At 31.3% G+C, this 20396-nt stretch carries 18 protein-coding genes; all 18 read left to right on the forward strand.

What is annotated here, in order from left to right; all coding sequences use genetic code 4:
* The first annotated feature begins 11 nt into the window (after positions 1-11).
* The 18 genes from ychF to SCHRY_RS00885 all read left to right on the forward strand — a co-directional run bounded on the left by ychF (position 12) and on the right by SCHRY_RS00885 (position 20349).
* The gene (gene ychF, locus SCHRY_RS00800) at positions 12-1112 is read left to right on the forward strand and encodes a redox-regulated ATPase YchF (protein WP_016338570.1); all 1101 of its coding nucleotides are present in this window, start codon (positions 12-14) and stop codon (positions 1110-1112) included.
* 11 nt (positions 1113-1123) lie between these two features.
* On the forward strand, positions 1124-1576 hold the full coding sequence (gene ispF, locus SCHRY_RS00805; RefSeq protein ID WP_016338571.1) for a 2-C-methyl-D-erythritol 2,4-cyclodiphosphate synthase: 453 nt from the start codon (positions 1124-1126) through the stop codon (positions 1574-1576).
* A 55-nt stretch (positions 1577-1631) separates the two neighbouring features.
* Positions 1632-3092, forward strand: a complete 1461-nt coding sequence (gene gltX / locus SCHRY_RS00810) for a glutamate--tRNA ligase (protein ID WP_016338572.1) — start codon at positions 1632-1634, stop codon at positions 3090-3092.
* Positions 3085-4308, forward strand: a complete 1224-nt coding sequence (locus SCHRY_RS00815) for an HD domain-containing protein (protein ID WP_016338573.1) — start codon at positions 3085-3087, stop codon at positions 4306-4308. The genes gltX and SCHRY_RS00815 overlap by 8 nt, the downstream gene beginning before the upstream one ends.
* 31 nt (positions 4309-4339) lie before the next feature.
* Entirely contained in the window at positions 4340-4873 is a 534-nt protein-coding gene (gene rpoE, locus SCHRY_RS00820) for a DNA-directed RNA polymerase subunit delta (protein ID WP_016338574.1), read from the forward strand.
* Between the two features lie 58 nt (positions 4874-4931).
* Positions 4932-6536 (forward strand): CTP synthase, encoded by a 1605-nt coding sequence (locus SCHRY_RS00825; RefSeq protein ID WP_016338575.1) that lies wholly within the window; start codon positions 4932-4934, stop codon positions 6534-6536.
* A 101-nt stretch (positions 6537-6637) separates the two neighbouring features.
* Positions 6638-7939, forward strand: a complete 1302-nt coding sequence (locus SCHRY_RS00830; RefSeq protein ID WP_016338576.1) for an adenylosuccinate synthase — start codon at positions 6638-6640, stop codon at positions 7937-7939.
* A complete protein-coding gene (gene purB / locus SCHRY_RS00835) occupies positions 7939-9231 on the forward strand; it encodes an adenylosuccinate lyase (RefSeq protein ID WP_016338577.1) in 1293 nt (430 codons plus the stop codon). The genes SCHRY_RS00830 and purB overlap by 1 nt, the downstream gene beginning before the upstream one ends.
* Before the next feature lie 10 nt (positions 9232-9241).
* Positions 9242-9811, forward strand: coding sequence for an aminoacyl-tRNA hydrolase (gene pth, locus SCHRY_RS00840; RefSeq protein ID WP_016338578.1), 570 nt, complete (start codon positions 9242-9244; stop codon positions 9809-9811).
* Positions 9801-10712, forward strand: coding sequence for a 16S rRNA (cytidine(1402)-2'-O)-methyltransferase (gene rsmI, locus SCHRY_RS00845; protein ID WP_016338579.1), 912 nt, complete (start codon positions 9801-9803; stop codon positions 10710-10712). Before pth ends, rsmI begins: the two co-directional genes overlap by 11 nt.
* The gene (locus tag SCHRY_RS00850; protein ID WP_016338580.1) at positions 10696-11445 is read left to right on the forward strand and encodes a hypothetical protein; all 750 of its coding nucleotides are present in this window, start codon (positions 10696-10698) and stop codon (positions 11443-11445) included. The genes rsmI and SCHRY_RS00850 overlap by 17 nt, the downstream gene beginning before the upstream one ends.
* Before the next feature lie 54 nt (positions 11446-11499).
* Positions 11500-12372 (forward strand): hypothetical protein, encoded by an 873-nt coding sequence (locus tag SCHRY_RS00855; protein WP_016338581.1) that lies wholly within the window; start codon positions 11500-11502, stop codon positions 12370-12372.
* Positions 12373-12669: 297 nt separating this feature from the next.
* Positions 12670-13869, forward strand: coding sequence for an arginine deiminase (locus SCHRY_RS00860; RefSeq protein ID WP_016338582.1), 1200 nt, complete (start codon positions 12670-12672; stop codon positions 13867-13869).
* Between the two features lie 28 nt (positions 13870-13897).
* Complete coding sequence (gene argF, locus SCHRY_RS00865) at positions 13898-14902, forward strand: ornithine carbamoyltransferase (protein WP_016338583.1); 1005 nt, start codon at positions 13898-13900, stop codon at positions 14900-14902.
* Positions 14903-14954: 52 nt separating this feature from the next.
* Positions 14955-16454, forward strand: coding sequence for a YfcC family protein (locus SCHRY_RS00870; RefSeq protein ID WP_016338584.1), 1500 nt, complete (start codon positions 14955-14957; stop codon positions 16452-16454).
* Positions 16455-16489: 35 nt separating this feature from the next.
* A complete protein-coding gene (arcC, locus tag SCHRY_RS00875; protein WP_016338585.1) occupies positions 16490-17422 on the forward strand; it encodes a carbamate kinase in 933 nt (310 codons plus the stop codon).
* A gap of 199 nt (positions 17423-17621) precedes the next feature.
* Complete coding sequence (locus SCHRY_RS00880; protein ID WP_016338586.1) at positions 17622-18869, forward strand: DEAD/DEAH box helicase; 1248 nt, start codon at positions 17622-17624, stop codon at positions 18867-18869.
* A 163-nt stretch (positions 18870-19032) separates the two neighbouring features.
* Positions 19033-20349, forward strand: a complete 1317-nt coding sequence (locus SCHRY_RS00885) for a hypothetical protein (protein ID WP_236607996.1) — start codon at positions 19033-19035, stop codon at positions 20347-20349.
* Positions 20350-20396: the final 47 nt, after the last annotated feature.

The raw sequence follows: 20396 nt of genomic DNA on the forward strand, positions 1-20396 counted from the left end.
TAGGAAAAGAAATGTCTTTAAAAATGGGAATAGTTGGTTTACCAAATGTTGGTAAATCAACATTATTTAATGCAATTACAAACTCACAAGTTGAAGCGGCTAATTATCCGTTTGCAACAATTAATCCAAATGTTGGAACAGTGGAAGTACCAGACGAACGTCTTGATGCGATGGCAAAAATTTTTGAACCAAATAAAACGATTCATACTACTTTTGAGTTCTATGATATTGCCGGATTAATTGCTGGTGCCAGTAAAGGGGAAGGATTAGGAAACGCCTTTTTACAAAATATTCGCGAAACTGATGCAATTTGTATGGTTATTCGTTGTTTTGATAGTAAAGATATCACTCATGTTGAAGGAACAATTGATCCCATTCGTGATATTGAAATTATTAATTTAGAATTAATGATTTCTGACCAAGAACAAATTAAAAAAAGGTTAGATAAAGTAGCAAAACGTGCGCAAACGTTGAAACAAAAAGATGACGTGATTGAATACAATATTTTATTAAAGTTAGAAGAACAATTAAATCAAAATTTATTATTAAAAGATTTAGTTTTAACTGAGGAAGAATACCAAGTTATTAAGAATTTTAACTTGTTAACAATTAAGCCATTTATTTATGCTGCCAATATTAGCGAGGATGATTTAAAAGTTGGTGATAATGAACATGTTCAAAAAGTGAAAGCGTATGCCGCAAAACACCAAATTGAAGTTGTGACAATTTGTGCGAAAATTGAGGAAGAATTATCTTCATTAAGCCCTGATGAAAAAGCAATTTTTATGGCTGAATATGGGATTATTGAATCAGGATTAAGTCAATTAATTCGTAAATCATACTATTTATTAGGGCTAGAAACTTTTTTTACCGCCGGGAAACAAGAATTACGCGCTTGAACTTTTAAAAAAGGTTCAACAGCTCCTGAATGTGCGGGGGTTATCCATACTGATTTCCAAAAAGGATTTATTAAAGCAGATGTCTATTCATATGATGATTTAATCAGGTATGGTAGTGAAAAAGCTGTCAAAGAAAATGGCCGCTTACGCAGTGAAGGAAAAACATACATTATGCAAGATGGTGATGTTTGCTTCTTCAAATTTAATGTTTAGGAGGATAATAGATGAGAATAGGTCATAGTTATGATCTTCATAACTTACTGCCAGGAACAGGTTTTTATTTGGGAGGGATTTTTATTCCTACCAATTTTACTGTTGAAGCAATTTCGGATGGGGATGTTTTACTACATACAATTGGAGAAGCGATTATTGGAGCCTTGGGATATGGTGATTTAGGGCAATGATTTAAACCAACAACCGAAAAATTTTCATCAACTAAAATTATTACTCATGCGTTAACGTTATTAAAAAAAGAGGGTTATCAAATTGTCAACATTGATACAACAGTGATTATTGATGAGCCAAAATTAAGTCCTTTTCGCGATAAGATAAAAGCAACATTAGGGGAATTATTAGAACTTTCGGCAAAGCAAATTAATTTGAAATTTACAACAACCGAAAAAAACTTTCCAACAATAATTCAAGCCCAAACAGTGATTTTATTACAGAAATTATAAAATTTAGTTATAATAAAAGAGAAAAGATAAATGTTAACAGTAAGGAATGAAAGAAATGGGAAACAAAGTTAGATTACGTTATGCGCCAAGTCCAACCGGTTATTTACATATTGGAAATACACGGACAGCATTATTCAATTATTTATTAGCTAAACATTATGATGGTGATTTTATTTTACGAATTGAAGATACCGATACGGAACGAAACGTTGATGGTGCGGAAGCATCACAGTTAGATAATTTACGTTGATTAGGAATTGAACCAGATGAAACAATCGATAAGCCGGGGGAATATGGCCCTTATCGCCAATTAGAACGGCTAGATATTTATCAAAAATATGCTGAGCAATTTTTAGCGACAAAAAAAGCATATTATTGTTTTTGTTCTTCAGAAGTGTTAGAAAAATCGCGCGAAGAACAAATTACCAATGGTAATGTTGCTCCAACATATGATTTAAAATGCTATCATTTATCTCCGGCAGAAGTGGCTGAACAATTAGCTTTAGGGACACCAAAAAGTATTCGTTTTCATGTTCCCGAAGATCAAACATATCAATTTAATGATATGGTTCGTGGGGCTGTTTCTTTTGAAGCAAAAGACTTAGGAGATTGAATTATTTTAAAATCATCAGGAATCCCAACTTATAATTTTGCTGTTGCGGTTGATGATTATTTAATGGAAATTACCCATGTTATTCGTGGGGAAGAACATATTTCAAATACCCCTCGCCAATTAATGATTTATGATGTGTTAGGAGTAACCCCACCAATTTTTGGTCATTTAACCTTAATTGTTAATGAACAACATAAAAAATTGTCAAAACGTGATGGGCACTTAATGCAATTTATTAGTCAATATCGTGACTTAGGGTATTTACCAGAAGCAATTTTTAATTTTATTGCTTTATTAGGATGATCACCAAAAGGGGAAGAAGAAATTTTTACAAAAGCAGAGTTAATTAAAATTTTTGATGAAGAACGTTTTAGTAAATCACCAAGTATGTTTGACGTTAAAAAGCTAACATGAATAAACAGTTTATACCTGAAAAAAATGGCGGATGAAGATTATTTAGCCTTTGTGCGACCATTTTTAGCAACAGTTTATGATTTAACTAATAAAAGCGAAGGATGGTTAGAAATGTTGATGTTAATCTTTAAAAAAGAATTACAATATGGTCAAGAAATTGTCCAATTAGCACAACCATTTTTTGTCGCGTCAACAAGTTTAAATTCAGAAACTCTAGCAATGTTAAAATCTTTACCAGGTGATCGCCAGTGATTAAACAGTTTTCGCGATGATTTAAATCAAATTACTGATTGAAATGAAATGGCAATTAAAACTTTAATTATTGAATGTGGCCAAAAAAATCAGTTAAAAGGGAAAGATTTATTTATGCCAATTCGAATTTTTACCTCATATCAAGAACACGGACCAGAATTAGCAAAAGTTATTTATTTAATTGGGAAAGAACAAGTTATTAACAATATTAATAACTTAATTAGTAAAGATGTCTAAACCACCGCTAATAATTCGTGATAGTGTTCATGGGGATATGACAATTAAAGAACAAGTAGCAATTGATTTAATTAATAGTAAAGAATTTCAGCGTTTGCGTCGGATTAATCAATTGGCGGGCGGGCAATTTGTGTTTCCTAGTGCTTCGCATACCCGTTTTTCACATTGTTTAGGAGTCTATTATTTAATTTCCAAATTTTTACAGACCAAACCATTTTCTGAAAAATATGATGAACGCCAACAATTACTAGTTAAATTGGCGGGGTTAATGCATGACATTGGTCATGGCCCTTTTTCCCATACTTTTGAGCAAATCGGGATAGTTACAAAAACAAAGATTTCCCATGAAAATTATTCATCATTAATTATTAGTTCGTCAACTACAGAAGTTAATCAAATTTTACAAAAGTATTTAAATCCTTCTGAAATTAAAGAATTATGTGAAATGATTGAAGGAAATCATCAAGACCCAATTTTATCATCATTAGTATCATCACAAATTGATGCTGATCGAATGGATTACTTATTACGTGATGCGATGACAAGTGGGGTTGCTTATGGCCATTTAGATTGGCAATGAATTATTCGTAATGTGACAATTATGGAAAATAAGCTAGTTTTTCCAGAAAAAGTTTTGTATGCGATTGAATCATATTTAATTGGTCGCTATCATATGTATCAACAAATTTATTTACATCCAATTAGTTTAGGATTTGATTTAACTTTTCGACAATTATTTCAACGTTTATATGATTTACAACAAACAAATTATTGTTTTAAAAATCAAGAGATAATTGCGCTTTTAAAACCTTTATTAGCGGGCGAAATGCTAGATGTTGAGACTTATTGAGACTTAGATGATTATAGTTTATTTACAGCTTTGAAAAAATTAGTAACAGAAGATGATGAAATTTTAAAAGATTTAGCTACAATGCTAACAACAAGGAATTTTTTCCGCTTAGTTGATGAGGAAAAAATAAATCAAGAAGAAATTGCAAAAAAATTGAAAAAAAAATACAAAACCTATTATAATTACTTTATGGTTTCCTATGATTTAAAATCAGTGAAATTATATAATAGCACAGTAAAGCCGATTTATATTGCGACAAAAAATGGGATAAAGATGTTAGATGAAGTATCAGAGATTATTGATTCAACTAAATCAATGGTTAATGATAAAAAATATTTTTTTACAATTGGAGCAGTATTAAAATAGAAAGATTATTAATAATAAAGGGGAAAAATTAATGAACGATAATATAGAATTATTAGATTTAGTATATGATTATTTAAAAAATTCAGAACAAAGTGATACATTTGAAAATATTTGAAATGTAATTGCTTCACAAAGCGATATTACAGTCCACGGAAATAGTAAAGAAGACATTATTGCTGAACTATATACCGATTTAGTCTTAGATAATCGTTTTGTTTTAACAAGTGAAGGAATGTGAGCATTACGTGAACTTATTAAATATGATGATATTAAAAAACAATATGATTATACTGATCAATTTGAAACAACCGAAGAATTTGAAGATATTGATTTAGATGAAGAATTTGAAGATGAAGAAGATCTAATTGACAGCTTAGAGTTTGATGAGGATGTTGAAGATAACAATGATGATGAAACAGAAGATTTTGTTGAAATTGATGTTGATGATTTAGGGGAAACAGATTACTCAGTTGATGACGATGATGAGACTGTTGCAGCTAAATTAGGAATTACTGAAGAAATTGATTGAAAAGCTTTGGAAAAAGAAATGGAAGAAAATAATTAAAATTTTAATAAAACTAATTTAAATTTTATTAATATTTTAAGAAGGTAGGATATAGATAATGGCAAAATATATATTTGTAACTGGGGGAGTTGTTTCAGGGTTAGGAAAAGGAATAACTGCTTCGTCACTAGGAGTCTTGTTGAAAGCTAGTGGCCTAAAAGTGTTTATGCAAAAATTTGACCCATATTTAAATGTTGACCCGGGAACGATGAGCCCATATCAGCATGGTGAAGTTTATGTGACAGTTGATGGGGCTGAAACGGACTTAGATTTGGGACATTATGAACGTTTTATTGATGAAAATTTAACTCGTGATTCAAATATTACATCGGGGTTAATTTATAAAAGCGTGATTGAAAAAGAACGTCATGGTTATTATGAAGGACAAACTGTCCAAGTTGTTCCGCACATTACTAATGAAATTAAGAATAAAGTTTATTCAGCGGCAGAAAAATCAGGAGCTGATGTGATTATTACTGAAATTGGGGGCACAGTTGGTGATATTGAATCCCTACCATTTATTGAGGCGATTCGCCAAGTAAAAATGGAACAAGGTGGTAAAAATGTTATTTTTATGCACGTTTCATTGGTACCATATATTGCTGCTTCACAAGAGGCAAAAACAAAACCAACGCAGCATTCAGTGCGTGAATTATTGTCGTTAGGGATTCAACCTGATATTGTTGTGGCACGAACTGAACATTACTTAGAAGACAGCGTAATTGATAAAATTGCTTTATTCTGTAATATTAGTAGTAAACATGTCTTGGTGGCAGCGGATGCCAAAACAATTTATGATGTACCATTAAAATTATATGAACAAAATGCCCAACATGTTGTCAGTGATTTGTTAAATTTAAATATTACAAAAACAGATATGACATCGTGAGAAAACTTTTTAAGTAAAATTGATTGTTCAGCAAAACAAATTACGATTAAATTAGTTGGAAAATACATTGAATTACCAGATGCTTATCTATCGGTTAGTGAATCATTACGGATTGCTGGTTTTGAAAATGGGGTAAGAATTAAAATTGACTGAATTAAAGCTGATGATGTTACCCCAGAAAATGTTGAAACCTTATTAAAAGATGCAATGGCAATTTTAGTTCCTGGTGGTTTTGGTGAACGTGGTTTTGAAGGCAAAATTCTTGCTGTTCAGTATGCCCGTGAACATAAAATCCCCTTTTTAGGAATTTGTTTTGGAATGCAAGCGGCTGTTGTTGAATATGCTCGTAATGTTTGTGGAATTAGTGATGCTAATAGTTCAGAGTTAAAAGCAACAAATAATCCGTTAATTGATATTATTGAAGGAAAAGCAAAAGAAGATGCCCTTGGGGGAACATTACGATTAGGAAATTATAAAGCAACCTTGCAACCAGGTACTTTAGCGGCCGAACTTTATCAACAAACTGAAGTTTTAGAACGCCATCGTCATCGCTATGAATTTAATAATAAATATCGTCAACAATTAGAAGCAGCGGGGATGATTTTTAGTGGAATTTATGAAAAAGAAAACTTGGTTGAAATTATTGAATTAAAAGACCATCCATTCTTTATCGCTTCACAGTATCATCCTGAATTTACTTCACGACCAAATAAACCAAATCCTTTATTTAATGGTTTCATTAAAGCGACGATTACAAAAAATCAAAATTCATAATTTATGAATTTTTTTTATTTATCGCTGATAAAAATATCTTTTTACATGGATTTGTAATATTATTAAAATAGTTGAAAAAAATAATTAGAGGAGGAAATCAAATGAGTGGAGAAAAATATTCAACCTTAGCGGTTGTTGGAAGTCAGTGAGGAGATGAAGGAAAGGGAAAAATTACTGATTATTTTGCCCAAAAAGCTGACTTTGTAGTTCGCTGAGCTGGTGGAGATAATGCTGGTCATACAATAGTTATTGATGGGGTAAAATATAAGTTAAGTTTAGTTCCATCAGGAATTTTTAATCAAAATTCAATTAATGTAATTGCGACAGGATGTGTAATTAATTTACGAAAATTAATTACTGAAATTAATTATTTAAAAGAACATGGCATTAATTGTCAAAATTTACGAATTAGTAATCGTGCTCATTTAATTTTTCCATATCATATGAAAATTGATGAACTACAAGAAGAATATCGTCAAGATCAAAAAATTGGGACGACAAAAAAGGGGATTGGCCCATGTTATCAAGACAAAGCCGAACGAATTGGCATTCGTGTTGGAGATTTATTTGATCCGCAAAATTTTTATATGCAGTTAGAACGTAATTTAAAGTTTAAAAATGAAGTATTAACAAAAATCTTTGGTGCTGAAACATTTTCAGCCCAAGAAATTTATGATGAATATTTAGGGCTATTTGCTGAAATTAAAGAATTGGTTACAGATACATCATTTTTAGTTGATAATGCAATTAAAGCTGAAAAAAAAGTTTTATTTGAAGGAGCCCAAGGAGTGATGTTAGATTTAGATCATGGGACATATCCTTTTGTCACATCATCAAATCCTTCGGCTGCAGCAATCCCAACCGGAGTTGGGATTGCTCCCCGCTATATTAATAATGTAGTTGGGATAGTAAAAGCTTATAATACTCGTGTTGGAACAGGAGCTTTTCCTTCGGAAATTTTTGATCAAACCGCTGATTACATCCGTGAAGTTGGAAAAGAATATGGGACAGTTTCTGGACGTCCTCGAAGAATTGGATGATTTGATGCTGTCTTAATGAAACATTCGTTACGCACTAGTGGTTATACAAGTATGGCAATTATGTTATTAGATGTTTTAACAACGATTGAAGAGATTAAAATTTGTGTTGGTTATCAATACAATGGTCAAACAATTGATTATATTCCAAGTACGATTAAAGAATATGAAAAATGTGAACCAATTTGAATTACAATGCGTGGGTGAAAGGAAGATATTACTAATGTTACTTCATTTGCCCAATTGCCACTTAATGCTCAGCAATATTTAAATAAATTAGCAGAAATTGTTGGTGTTCCAATTAGTTTATTTTCAGTTGGTCCCGATCGTAAACAAACAATTTTATTAGATAAGGAGATTTTTTAATGATTGAACGTTATCAAGTTCCAGAAATTAGCGCCATTTGAAATGATGATTATAAGTATGCGATTTGAGCAAAAATTGAATTTCTTGTTTGTGAAGGGTGAGCTGCGCTGGGGGTAATCCCAGCTAGTGATATTGCCAAAATGCAAAGTAACTTAAAAGTGGATTTACCACGGATGTTAGCCTTAGAAGAAGAAACAAAGCATGATGTTGTTGCTTTTACTCGCATGTTATCAGAATCATTAGGAGCAGAAAAACGCTGAATCCATTTTGGTTTAACTTCAACAGATATTGTTGATACAAGCCAAAACTATTTAATGATGCAATCAAATTTAATTGTCTTAGAACAATTACAACAGTTAAGCAATATTTTAAAAATTAAAGCCAAACAATATCGCCAACAATTAATTATGGGCCGTACCCACGGGATGTTTGCCGAACCAACATCATTGGGATTAAAGTTTTTATTATGGTATGAGGAATTACAACGTTGTTTACAACATTTTAAACAAGGAGCTAGAAATGTTGAAGTTGTTAAAATTTCTGGTTCTGTTGGGAACTTTGCCCATATTGAACCTGCTGTCGAAGAATTTGTGGCAAAAAAATTAGGAATGCACAGTGATCCAATTACTACCCAAGTTACTTCTCGTGATCGTCATGTTAGTTTATTTACGGCTTTTGGTCAAATTGCTAGTTTATTAGAAAAAATGGCAATTGAGTTTCGTCATTTTCAACGCACAGAAGTTGGGGAATTAGCAGAAGGGTTTGGTAAACATCAAAAAGGTTCATCTTCAATGCCCCATAAAAAAAATCCAATTAGTTCTGAAAATATTTGTGGTTTAGCTCGTTTAATTCGTAGTAATATGCAAGTTACTTTTGAAAATAATTTATTATGACATGAACGAGATATTTCTCATAGTAGTAATGAGCGAATTATTATTCCTGATACTTATCATTTAGTTGTTTATACAGTAAAACGGATGATAAATGTTATTACTAATATTGTTGTTAATGAATCACGAATTGCTAATAATATTGCTCAAGCCCGCGGAATTTATTTTAGTCAAGTTATTTTATCGGCAATTATTAAAGAAACAAATTATTCACGCGAAGAAATTTATGATTTTATTCAAAAATGTACTTTATTAGCGCAAGCAGAACAGCAAGACTTTAAAACAGTCTTAATTACAACTGGGGTTGAAAAATATTATCCGCTGGCAAAACTAGAAGAATTGTTTGATATTAAATACTTCTTACGAAATCTTGATAAAATTTATCAACGTGTATTAGGATAAGGATGAAAAGATGAAATTAATTGTAGGATTAGGAAACCCAGGAGGAGAATATCAACTAACGCGTCATAATGTCGGCTTTTTAGCGGTTGATAAATTAGTGGCAAAGTACCAAGCCCAAGGTCCAAAACAGGGATTTGATGGGATATATTGGGAAACTAAAATTAATGGTGAAAAAGTATTTTTTCTCCAACCCCAAACTTATATGAATTTAAGTGGTAAAAGTGTTGGGGCAATGCAGCATTTTTTCAAGATCTCAGCTAGTGATTTATTAATTATTTATGATGACAAAGATATTGAATTTGGCAAAATTAAATTACGACCAACAGGATCAAGTGCTGGTCATAATGGGATTAAAGATTTAATTAATAAGTTGGGAACAGAACACTTTTGCCGTATTAAAATTGGGATTGGTAATAATAAGTTAATTGCCATGCACAATTGAGTTCTTGGAAAGTTTTCACCCCAAGAGTTAGTAACTTTAGAAACTGAAGTTTTAGTTAAAACAACCGAATTGGTGGGAAAGTATCTTGAACAAAATATTAGTTTTGAAAAGCTAATGAGTGAATATAATGGCAAATAATGTTAAACAATATAGTTTTAAAAGTGAATTACCAACCGTTTATTTAGTTGCAACCCCAATTGGTAACTTGGGAGAAATGACACCCCGTGCTGTTGATGTGTTAATGCATCAAGTGGCAAAAATTTATTGTGAAGATACTCGTAATACCCTTAAACTCTTAAACCATTTTGGGATTCATAAGGAATTAGTTTCATTAAATAAAGATAATGAAAAAGAACGATATGCAAAGATTGTTGGGGATTTAACTAATAATCTTTCAATTGCAATTGTTAGTGATGCAGGCTATCCTTTAATTAGTGATCCGGGTTATTATATTATTAATAGTTTAATTGCTGCCCAGAATTGTAATATTGTGCCACTTTCAGGAGCTAATGCCGCTTTAAATGCTTTAGTTGCTTCGGGGTTAAATCCAACGCATTTTTTGTTTTATGGTTTTTTAGCCGCTCAAGGAGCAAAGAAAAAAGAACAATTAGCTAGTTTGCGAGAATTACCATACACAACTATTTTTTATGAAAGTCCACACCGTTTATTAGCAACTTTAGAATCGATTCATCAACAATGAGGCAATCGTTTGTGTTGTGTTGTCAAAGAATTAACGAAAATTCATGAGCAATTTTATCGCGGGACAATTGCAGAATTATTAGCATTTTTGCCAAAAGAGGCAAATATTGAACAAGGGGAATATGTTATTGTTGTGGCTGGCTATGATTTGGAAGCCAATAAAGATAGCCCAGCGGATTTACAGTTGATCCAGGAAATTGATTTTTTAATTAAAAATAACAATTATCGTATTAAACAAGCAATTGATATTATTGCAAATAAATATGATATTAGTAAAAATATTTTATATAATATGTATCATAAAAGTATAGGTGATGAAGACAATGAAACAAAAAGCTAAATTCTCATTTTTAATATTATTCTGTGGTTTAGAATTTGCTGTTTTATTATCTTCATTTTTATATTATGTTTTGACTTATAAGTTAAATGTAGCGAATTATTTCTTTTATTTTATTAGTTGATGAAGTGTTCAAACCGATGTTGTTATTCTTTTATTTGGCTTAATTAATTTACTGGCTTTTTTACCAAAAATTAAGGTTAAATTAGCTGATAGTTATGGGTTTATGCTATATGTCTTATTTGCTGCAATTTTAACAATGCTTTTTTTTACTGTTAGTATCATTGTTGGGGTTATTACTAAGGTAAATTTTGTTCCAAAAAATGGCCATTTAGGATTATATTGATTTTTTACAATTGTCCAGCACTGATTATGTCCAATTCTTTTTATCATCTATTATGCGCTATTTGTTGAAAAACAAACTGTTAATGCCAAAAATTTTTATCGCCATACTTTATATAAATTTTATTTACATCCACTTTTATATACTATTTTAATTGCTATTCGCCAAGCAGTCTTACTAATATTACCCCTTGATAACCAGCTATGGGCTTTTACGGAAGGTATTAATTATTATGTGCCATATTTTTTCCAAGATTTTCGTCATCCCGAATATTATATCCTATATTTAGTAACCCTAGCAATTATGCTCTTTTTCTTAATTAGTATTATTATTAGAATTAATAATTTGATTATTTTAAAAAAAGAATTAAATAACCGCAATTTAATTAATTAAATCTTAAAATTACGGTAAAATTAAATCATAACAAGATGAAAGGATTTTAATATAATGGCAGAAAATAATTTTTGAACTGATGTTGAAAAAGGAATGTTAGAATATTTAACAAAGTATTTAGATGCTTTTAAAACAAATTATAACAGCAATAATGTGGCAAAAGACCCACGTGTTGATGCCTTTTTAGGAGAAATTGCAAAAAAAGAGGGATTTGAAGAATTATTTAATTATACAAAGAGTGAAATTAAAAATTTGTTTGATGAGTTAAGAAAAGACTATTTTAATGACAAAAATCCTGAACAAGTTGAGCAAAAGAAAATAAATACTTTAATTGAAGTAAGTAAATTCTTTAATGCGGTAATTCCATTACCACGCTTTTTAAATGATTTTATGGAAAGTGCCAAAAAATCAAGTCCAGTTGATTTAAACCAATTATTTGTCACAATGATGAAGTTAGAAGTGGCGGAGTTGGTTAAAATGTATGATGGAAGCATTAAAGGCTTAGATCCTTCAGTTGATAAGTGTCTTGAAGATATTAATAAATCAACGGATGCATTAGAAATTTGAAATTTAATTAATCAATTAGGATTATTTTTACAACGAAACATCAGTTTAGCTAATTTTTCAGAAGAAAAAGAAACAGAAAAATTAAACGCCCAACTAGCAAATCTTGATAAAATTGAACAAGATTATAAGGCAGGGAAAGTAAAATTACCGGAATTTAATAAAGAAAAAATTACCGGAGAAATGAAGGCTTACCATGATTTTGTTTTAAAATTAACTGTTGAAAAACGTAATGAAATTGTTGAAAAAACAACCGAATATCGTAATCGTGTCTTGCCGTTAGTTCAAATTATTCAATGCTTACATGACTTATTAATGTCAATTCTAACTGCAACTAATATTATCAATTCAGATAAACAATAAAAGGAAAATTTTATTTAATTTTCCTTTTATTTTCGGAATTTTTTAAAAAATTATTGCAAATATAAATAAAAAGGAGTATTCTAAAACTAGAAGGATAAAACCGTAGTATTAGCAAACTAACTTGTACTTACAGTTAGGCAAATTATAAGATAAAATTGAAGATGTGAAACAATTACGTATGTAATTTACTTTTTAATATGCCTAATTTTATTCTTTAAATATTTATTGTGTACCAACTAAAGCATTTAGGTATATTAGCTTAGCATTAGTGGTAGTTTTAGAAGGAGGAATGTATTTATGGCAGGTAAATACGCTATTAATGTATATTCGGAAATAGGAAATTTAAAAACAGTATTATTACACCGTCCAGGTGATGAGTTGGCTAATTTGTCTCCTGATCTTTTAGAAAGATTATTATTTGATGACACCCCTGATTTGGTGGTTGCGCAACAAGAACATGATGCTTTTGCAAAAACGCTAAAAGATAATGGTGTTGAGGTATTATATATTGAAAAGTTGACTGAAGAAACTATTACAGAACATCCACATTTACGTGAAGAATTATTAACAAAATTCTTAGCAGAATCTGGAGCAAATAAGGAATATTTAGAAGAATTAAAAAAATATTTACAGAAATTATCTAACAAGGACTTAGTAAATAAAATGATTGCTGGGGTAACAAAACATGAGCTAGGAGTACCAGTAAAAGATGGTTATCCATTAGTTGTTGATCCCCTTCCAAATATTTTATTCCAACGTGACCCGTTTGCATCAATTGGAAATGGGGCAACAATTAACCATATGTTTACCGTAACAAGAAGACGGGAAACTTTATTTATTGATCTTGTTTTAAAACATCATTCACGTTTTAAAGATCAAGTAAAATTTTGATATGATCGTGAAGAAAAACATAGTATTGAAGGGGGAGACATTTTAGTTCTAAATGAAAAAGCCCTAATTATTGGAGTTTCACAACGAACAGAATTAGAAGCAATTAAAAAAGTTGCAGAAAGAATCATTGCTGATAGTTCAATTTCATATGAAAAAGTTATTGCCTTAGATTTAAAAACAAAAAACCGTGCCTTTATGCATTTAGATACTGTTTTTACTAACATTGATTATGATAAATTTATTGCTCACCCTTTAATTTTTGAAAACATCAATGAGTTCCAAATTTTTGAAATTACAAAAACAGGAATGAATAAAATTGATAAAAAATTAGAAGACTATTTATCAGAACAAGTTGGAAAGCCAGTTCAGTTCTTAAAATGTGGTGGGGATGACCCAATTGCCCAAGCAAGAGAACAATGAAATGATGGAACAAATGTTTTAACAATTAAACCAGGAGAAGTTATTGCATATTCACGTAATCACATTACCGTAGAAATTTTGAAAAAAGCAGGAGTAAAAGTACATGAAATTGCTTCATCAGAATTATCACGTGGTCGTGGAGGACCTCGTTGTATGTCAATGCCAATCTGGCGAGAAAATATTTAAAAGAATGAAAAACAAGGAGATTTAGAAAATGGCAGTTAATTTAAAAGGAAGAAGCTTTTTAAAATTATTAGACTTTACCCCAAGAGAAATTTATTATTTATTAGATTTATCGAAACAATTAAAAGAGGCAAAATATGCCGGAGTTGAACAAAAACCATTAGCAGGAAAATCAGTGGCGTTATTATTTCAAAAAGATTCAACAAGAACTCGTTGTGCTTTTGAAGTCGGAGCCTTTGATTTGGGAATGCACCCAGTTTATTTAGGACCAAGTGGTAGCCAAATGGGGAAAAAAGAATCAATCGAAGATACAGCAAAAGTTTTAGGTCGTATGTTTGATGGGATTCAATTCCGTGGATATAAACAAGCTGATGTTGAAGATTTAGCAAAATATTCAGGGGTACCTGTTTGAAATGGTTTAACTGATGAATTTCACCCAACTCAAATGTTAGCTGATATTATGACAATCCAAGAAGCAAAAGGCATTCGTAATGTTAAAGGATTAAAATTTGTTTACTTTGGGGATTCACGTTTTAATATGGCTAATAGTTATATGGTAGTTTGTGCCAAATTAGGAATGCATTTTGTTGGGTGTGCTCCAAAAGACTTATGACCAAATGAAAAATTATTAAAAGAATGTCAAACAATTGCCAAGGAAAATGGGGGATCAATTGTTATGACTGATGACCCAAAAAGAGCTGCAATTGACGCTGATGCAATTGCAACGGATGTTTGAGTATCAATGGGAGAAGATCCTGCAGTTTGAGGACAACGAATTAAAGATTTAACGCCATATCAAGTAACAATGGATAAAATTAAACAAGGGAAAGAAGATGTTATATTCTTACATTGTTTACCAAGTTTTCACGATGATAAAACCGATACTGCCAAAGATGTTATTAAACAATTTGGGGGAACTGGGGAATTAGAAGTAACTGATGAAGTTTTTAATTCACATTATTCACATGTTTTTGAAGAAGCGGAAAATCGCTTACATACAATTAAAGCTGTAATGTTAGCAACAGTTCGCGGATAATAATGTATACTAATATTACGATTAATTAATAGAAAGGAGAAAAATATTAATTATGAGTGACTTAAAACCAAAAAATAAAAAGAAGTTTAAGTTTAAATTACCAACCGCCTTTACAATTTTATTAGGAATAACTTTGTTAATTATTATAATTTCATGAATTCCTGGGACAACTGGAGCATGAACAGATAGTAATAATGAAATCCATAAAGGTGGAGCCGCTGGGATTTTTGACTTATTCTTAGCACCAATGTATGGTTTTCGTGATAAAGTCGATGTCATTGTCTTTATTTTAGTATTAGGAGGCTTTTTAGGAATCGTTATTGAATCAAAAGCCCTTGATGCTGGAATTGGTCGTTTAGTTGCGAAAATGAAAGGGCGCGAAGTTTGAATAATTCCAATTATTATGGTGTTATTTTCAATTGGAGGAACAGTTTACGGAATGGGTGAAGAAACTATTGCCCTGTATCCTGTTATTATTCCAGTTTTATTAGCAGCCGGATTTGATGTTCTAACTGCAATTATGACAATTTTATTAGGAGCAGGATTAGGAGTTATTGGTTCAACTTTAAACCCCTTTGTTGTGCAAATTGCCGTTGATAATGCCGGAGTTGAAGGATTAACTTCTTCAACTGGAATTGTTTGAAGAATTATTTCTTGAGTATTACTTACTGCTGGAGGTGTTAGTTTTGTCATGTGATATGCTTTGCGTGTTCGTCGTGACCCAACAAAATCACCATTATTTAGTCGTAAAGACTTTTATGAAGGAGAATTTGCGATTGCTGAAAACTTACCAGAGTATACAAAAAAACGTAAAGCAATTATGGGGTTATTTACCATTACCTTTATTTTAATGATTTTCTCATTAATTGCTTGAAGCCAATTTGGCGTCAGTGCTTTTGAATCAATGACAAAATGAGTCAGTGAACATGCACCATGAATTGCTAATTTCTATGCCCCAATTGGGAATTGATATTTCTTAGAAATTGCCGCTTTATTCTTTATTGCTTCAATTGTAATTGCAGCATTTGATTGAAAAGGGGAAGAAAAATTAGTTAATGGCTTTGTTCGTGGATCAGCTGATATTTTATCAGTTTGTTTAATTATTGCTTTTGCAGCCGGAATTGGTTATATTATGCAAAATACCGGAATGCAAACAAAATTAGTTAATGGACTATCATCACCAATGTCAGGTTTAGGAACAACTGGATTTATTATTGTTGCCTTCCTCTTCTTCTTGATTATTTCGTTTGTTATCCCATCAACATCAGGATTTGCAACCGCTGTTTTCCCAATTTTAGGACCAGTTGCTAATAGTGTTACAACTGGATTAGCGTCAGGTACAATTACCGCGTTCTCATTTGCGAACGGAATTATTAATTTAGTTTCACCAACAAGTGCGATCTTAATGGCGGCATTGTCAATTTCAAAAGTCTCATATGATAAATTCTTAAAAGCCGCTTGACCAGTGATTATTGGAATTGTTGGCTTAGCAGTTATTTTATTAGCAACAGGATCATTATTACCAATTTCAAATGGTGGAGTTTGATTCTAATTATTAGTTAATAACGAGAGAAAGGACTTAATATTATGGCTCGAATTGTCGTTGCCTTAGGAGGGAATGCCTTAGGGAATTCTCCTCTTGAACAACAAGAAATCGTTAAAGAAACTGCTAAAGCAATGGTTGATATTATTGCTAGTGGCCAAGAATTAATTATTGCCCATGGGAATGGGCCACAAGTTGGGATGATTAACAATGCCTTTGAAGAAGCAGCAAAAGTTAATAATAAAATCCCGTTAATGCCATTTCCTGAATGTGGGGCAATGTCACAAGCATATATTGGTTTCCATTTGCAAAATGCAATCCTAAACGAATTAACAAAACGTCAAATTAAAAAAAATGTTGTCACAGTTGTGACACAAGTGGAAGTTGATCCAAAAGATCCTGCTTTCCAAAATCCAACTAAACCAATTGGGGCTTTTTATTCCGAACAAGAGGCCAAAGCGCTAGCGGCAAAAAATAATTTTACCGTTAAAGAAGATGCGGGACGAGGATGACGACGTGTAATTGCTTCACCCCAACCTTTAAAAATTGTTGAAAAACAAATTATTGAAGATTTAATTGCTGCTGGTCATATTGTTATTACTGTCGGAGGGGGCGGAATCCCAGTGATTAACTCACCCGACGGTTTACATGGTGTCCCAGCGGTAATTGATAAGGATTTTGCTAGTGCAAAGTTAGCAGAAGTTGTTAAAGCCGATTATTTAATGATCTTAACAGCTGTTCCCCAAGTTGCAATTAATTATGGTAAACCAGAGCAAAAAATGTTAGATCATTTGACAATTGCCCAAGCAAATGAGTATATTAGCCAACATCAATTTGCTCCAGGTAGTATGTTGCCAAAAGTCCAGGCTGCAATGCGTTTTGCCCAACTGGGAAAAGATAAAACAGCAATTATTGCTGATTTAGCGCAAGCAAAAGATGCGATTGCTGGTAAAGCTGGAACAACAATTAAATTATAAGAAAAAGGAAGTAATTCCTTTTTTATTTTGTTAAATAATGTTGGAATAAGGTTAAAATTATTTTGTTTGACTTTTTAAGTAAATAGTATATGATTATAAAAGTTGTCGGGAGTTTTAGACCAGAAATTATTAAGGAAGAAGTTTTTTATAATATCGCAGATTTTATTTTCTCTCTACAATATTATATAAAGGAGAAAAAATGGAATTTAATCAATTAAATTTAAAACCAGAATTGCTTCGTGCAATCGAAAAAGAAGGATATACCAATCCAACTGAAATTCAAGCTAAATCAATTCCAGTGATTTTTGATAATAAAGATTTATTAGGAAAAAGTCATACTGGAACTGGTAAAACTGCCGCTTTTTTATTACCAATTTTAAGTAATTTACAATTAGAATTTAAACGTCCGCAGGCTATTATTTTATGTCCAACTCGTGAGTTGGCAATTCAAGTACTTAACCAAATTCGTAAGTTTTCCCAATTCTTACAAGGAGTTAATGCAACATTAATTTGTGGAGGGTCAAACATGGCCAACCAAATTTATGGGTTAAAAAAATGTAATATTGTCGTGGGAACACCAGGGCGAGTTATTGACCACTTAAACCGTCGTACTCTAAGATTAAACAATATTAAAACAATTATTTTAGATGAAGCCGATGAAATGTTAAAAATGGGATTCAAAAAGGATATTGACCAAGTTTTTAGCAATATTCCAAATGAACATCAAACACTATTATTTTCAGCAACAATGCCAAAAGGGGTCTTAGAAATTGTTGATAAATATCAAAAAGAACCAGTGCAAATTAAAATTAGTCACCAAGATCGTGAACAAAATAATATTAAACAATATTATGTTAATGCGCAAGGATACAATAAAAGTGATGCTTTTATTAATTTAATTAAAACAACTAATCCACAATTAAGTATTATCTTTGCTAATACAAAAATAATGACAAATCAATTGTCAAAATTATTGTTAGAACAAGGAATTAAAAATACAGTTATTAATGGTGATAAAACACAAGGAGAACGTGTTCGGGCAATGCGCGAATTCCGCGCAGGAAACGTTAAAGTTTTAATTGCAACCGATGTTGCTGCTCGTGGAATTGATGTTGAAGGAATTGACTATGTTTATAACTATGATTTACCGTTAGAACAAGAAGTCTATACGCACCGTATCGGACGAACAGCTCGTGCTGGGGCCGAAGGAGTTGCGATTTCAATTATTAGTACAAGAAAAGATTTCTTACATTTAAAAAGTATTGAAAAATACCAAAGAAAAGAAACTGAATTATATAATCTTGATTTATCAATGTTGCCACAAGAAAAATTCCACAGCCCCAATCGTTCAGCTAACCGTGGATGACATTCTAACTTTAAAAAGAATGCTCCTGGTAATTGAAAAAGTGGTGGAAAATCTGGTAAATCTAACAAAAAATTTCGTTAATAATTAGTTAAAAAGACTTTAATTTTTTAAATAATATTATATAATGAAAGTAGAGATTAGACCTTAGAGTCTACTCTAGCCAAAAACGGGTATTCCCGTTTTTATTTTGGCGTTTTTTATGTTATAATATATGGGTAAAATACAAAGTACGGGTGAAATATTAATGAAGAGCAATTATCCACAGCATTACAAACATCAATGTGATAATAACTGTCGCATGCATCATAATCAAATGCAGCATTTTTCATATTATCCATATCCTCCTCAAACCGGTTATTCTTATCCTCAACCAGGAGCCCAAAATAATCCGTTAGTTGGTTATTCAATTCCCCAAAATTCGCCAATGATGAATATGGGATATCCATACCAAATACCAATGCAATATTATCCCCAACAACATTTACCACCACAAATAATGCCAGTAATTCAACCAATTATTCAACAACCAGTATATCCACCATATAATAATTCATTAGCCGGGGCAAGTTATTTTGATCATCGGGGGAAAGATTTAAACTTTAGCCTTGATGGGCAACGTAATTTACAAAAACCACTTAATGTTGAAGAAGAATATAATTGAGCTGTCCATATTTCTGATATTTTAGATGAATTTATTAATCGTGACCGTCATAGTCGCCATGATCGTGATTATCAAAAATTACAAACTAATGTTAAAACTTCATTAGCGCGTTTCAAAACGGCGTCAACGTTAACCAATGATTTATTACCACCAGTTAGAGTTAAAGAACCAGTAGCAGAAGGAAAAGAACAAAAATTAGCAGCTGATTTAAATCCTTCTATCCGTCAAGAAACTTCACCAATTAATAGTGTAATTGCTAATCCAGGTTTAACTGAACCAGTGATTTCAAATAATAGTAGAACATCAGAGGTGGATCCAAAAAATAATTTTAATTTCTTAGATTTAAGTGATATGGAAAATGACTTTAATATCGATGAAAATGATAATTTAATTACTAATCCAGATTTTTTAACCGATATTTCTGATTTTACTAATAGTAATGACCTAAATGAATTTGAAAGTGATTTTATTGATTTATCTGGTCTACAAGGCCAAGTCCTTGACTCAACCCCAGCTGAACCAACATATCAGGATTATGAACTAAAAACGGCATTGGGGAAAATCTCAGCTAGTGAAATTTATCAAAAAATGTTTGATGAATATGGCGAACAAAAGATTAGTCAGTTTGAAGTAATGGAAAGATTTGGCATAACGGAAAAACAATATAATAAATTATTTGATAATTTTTATAATATTGGTAAAAAAAGCAAAAAAATTAGTGCGGATGATGTTGAATATGTCAATACTTCGCATAAAACAAAAAAACGGATTGTCTTATATGTCTTTCTAGGTATTTTAGGAGTTCTAATTATGTTATGTGCTTTGGGGACAATCTTATATTTTACAGTTCCTAGCGTGCATGACCTATTTGAAGAATGATTTAAGACAATATTTAAATAAAAAACAATCAAATTATGATTGTTTTTTTAATTATTCGGTATAATATG

Source organism: Spiroplasma chrysopicola DF-1 (assembly GCF_000400935.1).
Lineage (GTDB): Bacteria > Bacillota_I > Bacilli_A > Mycoplasmatales > Mycoplasmataceae > Spiroplasma > Spiroplasma chrysopicola.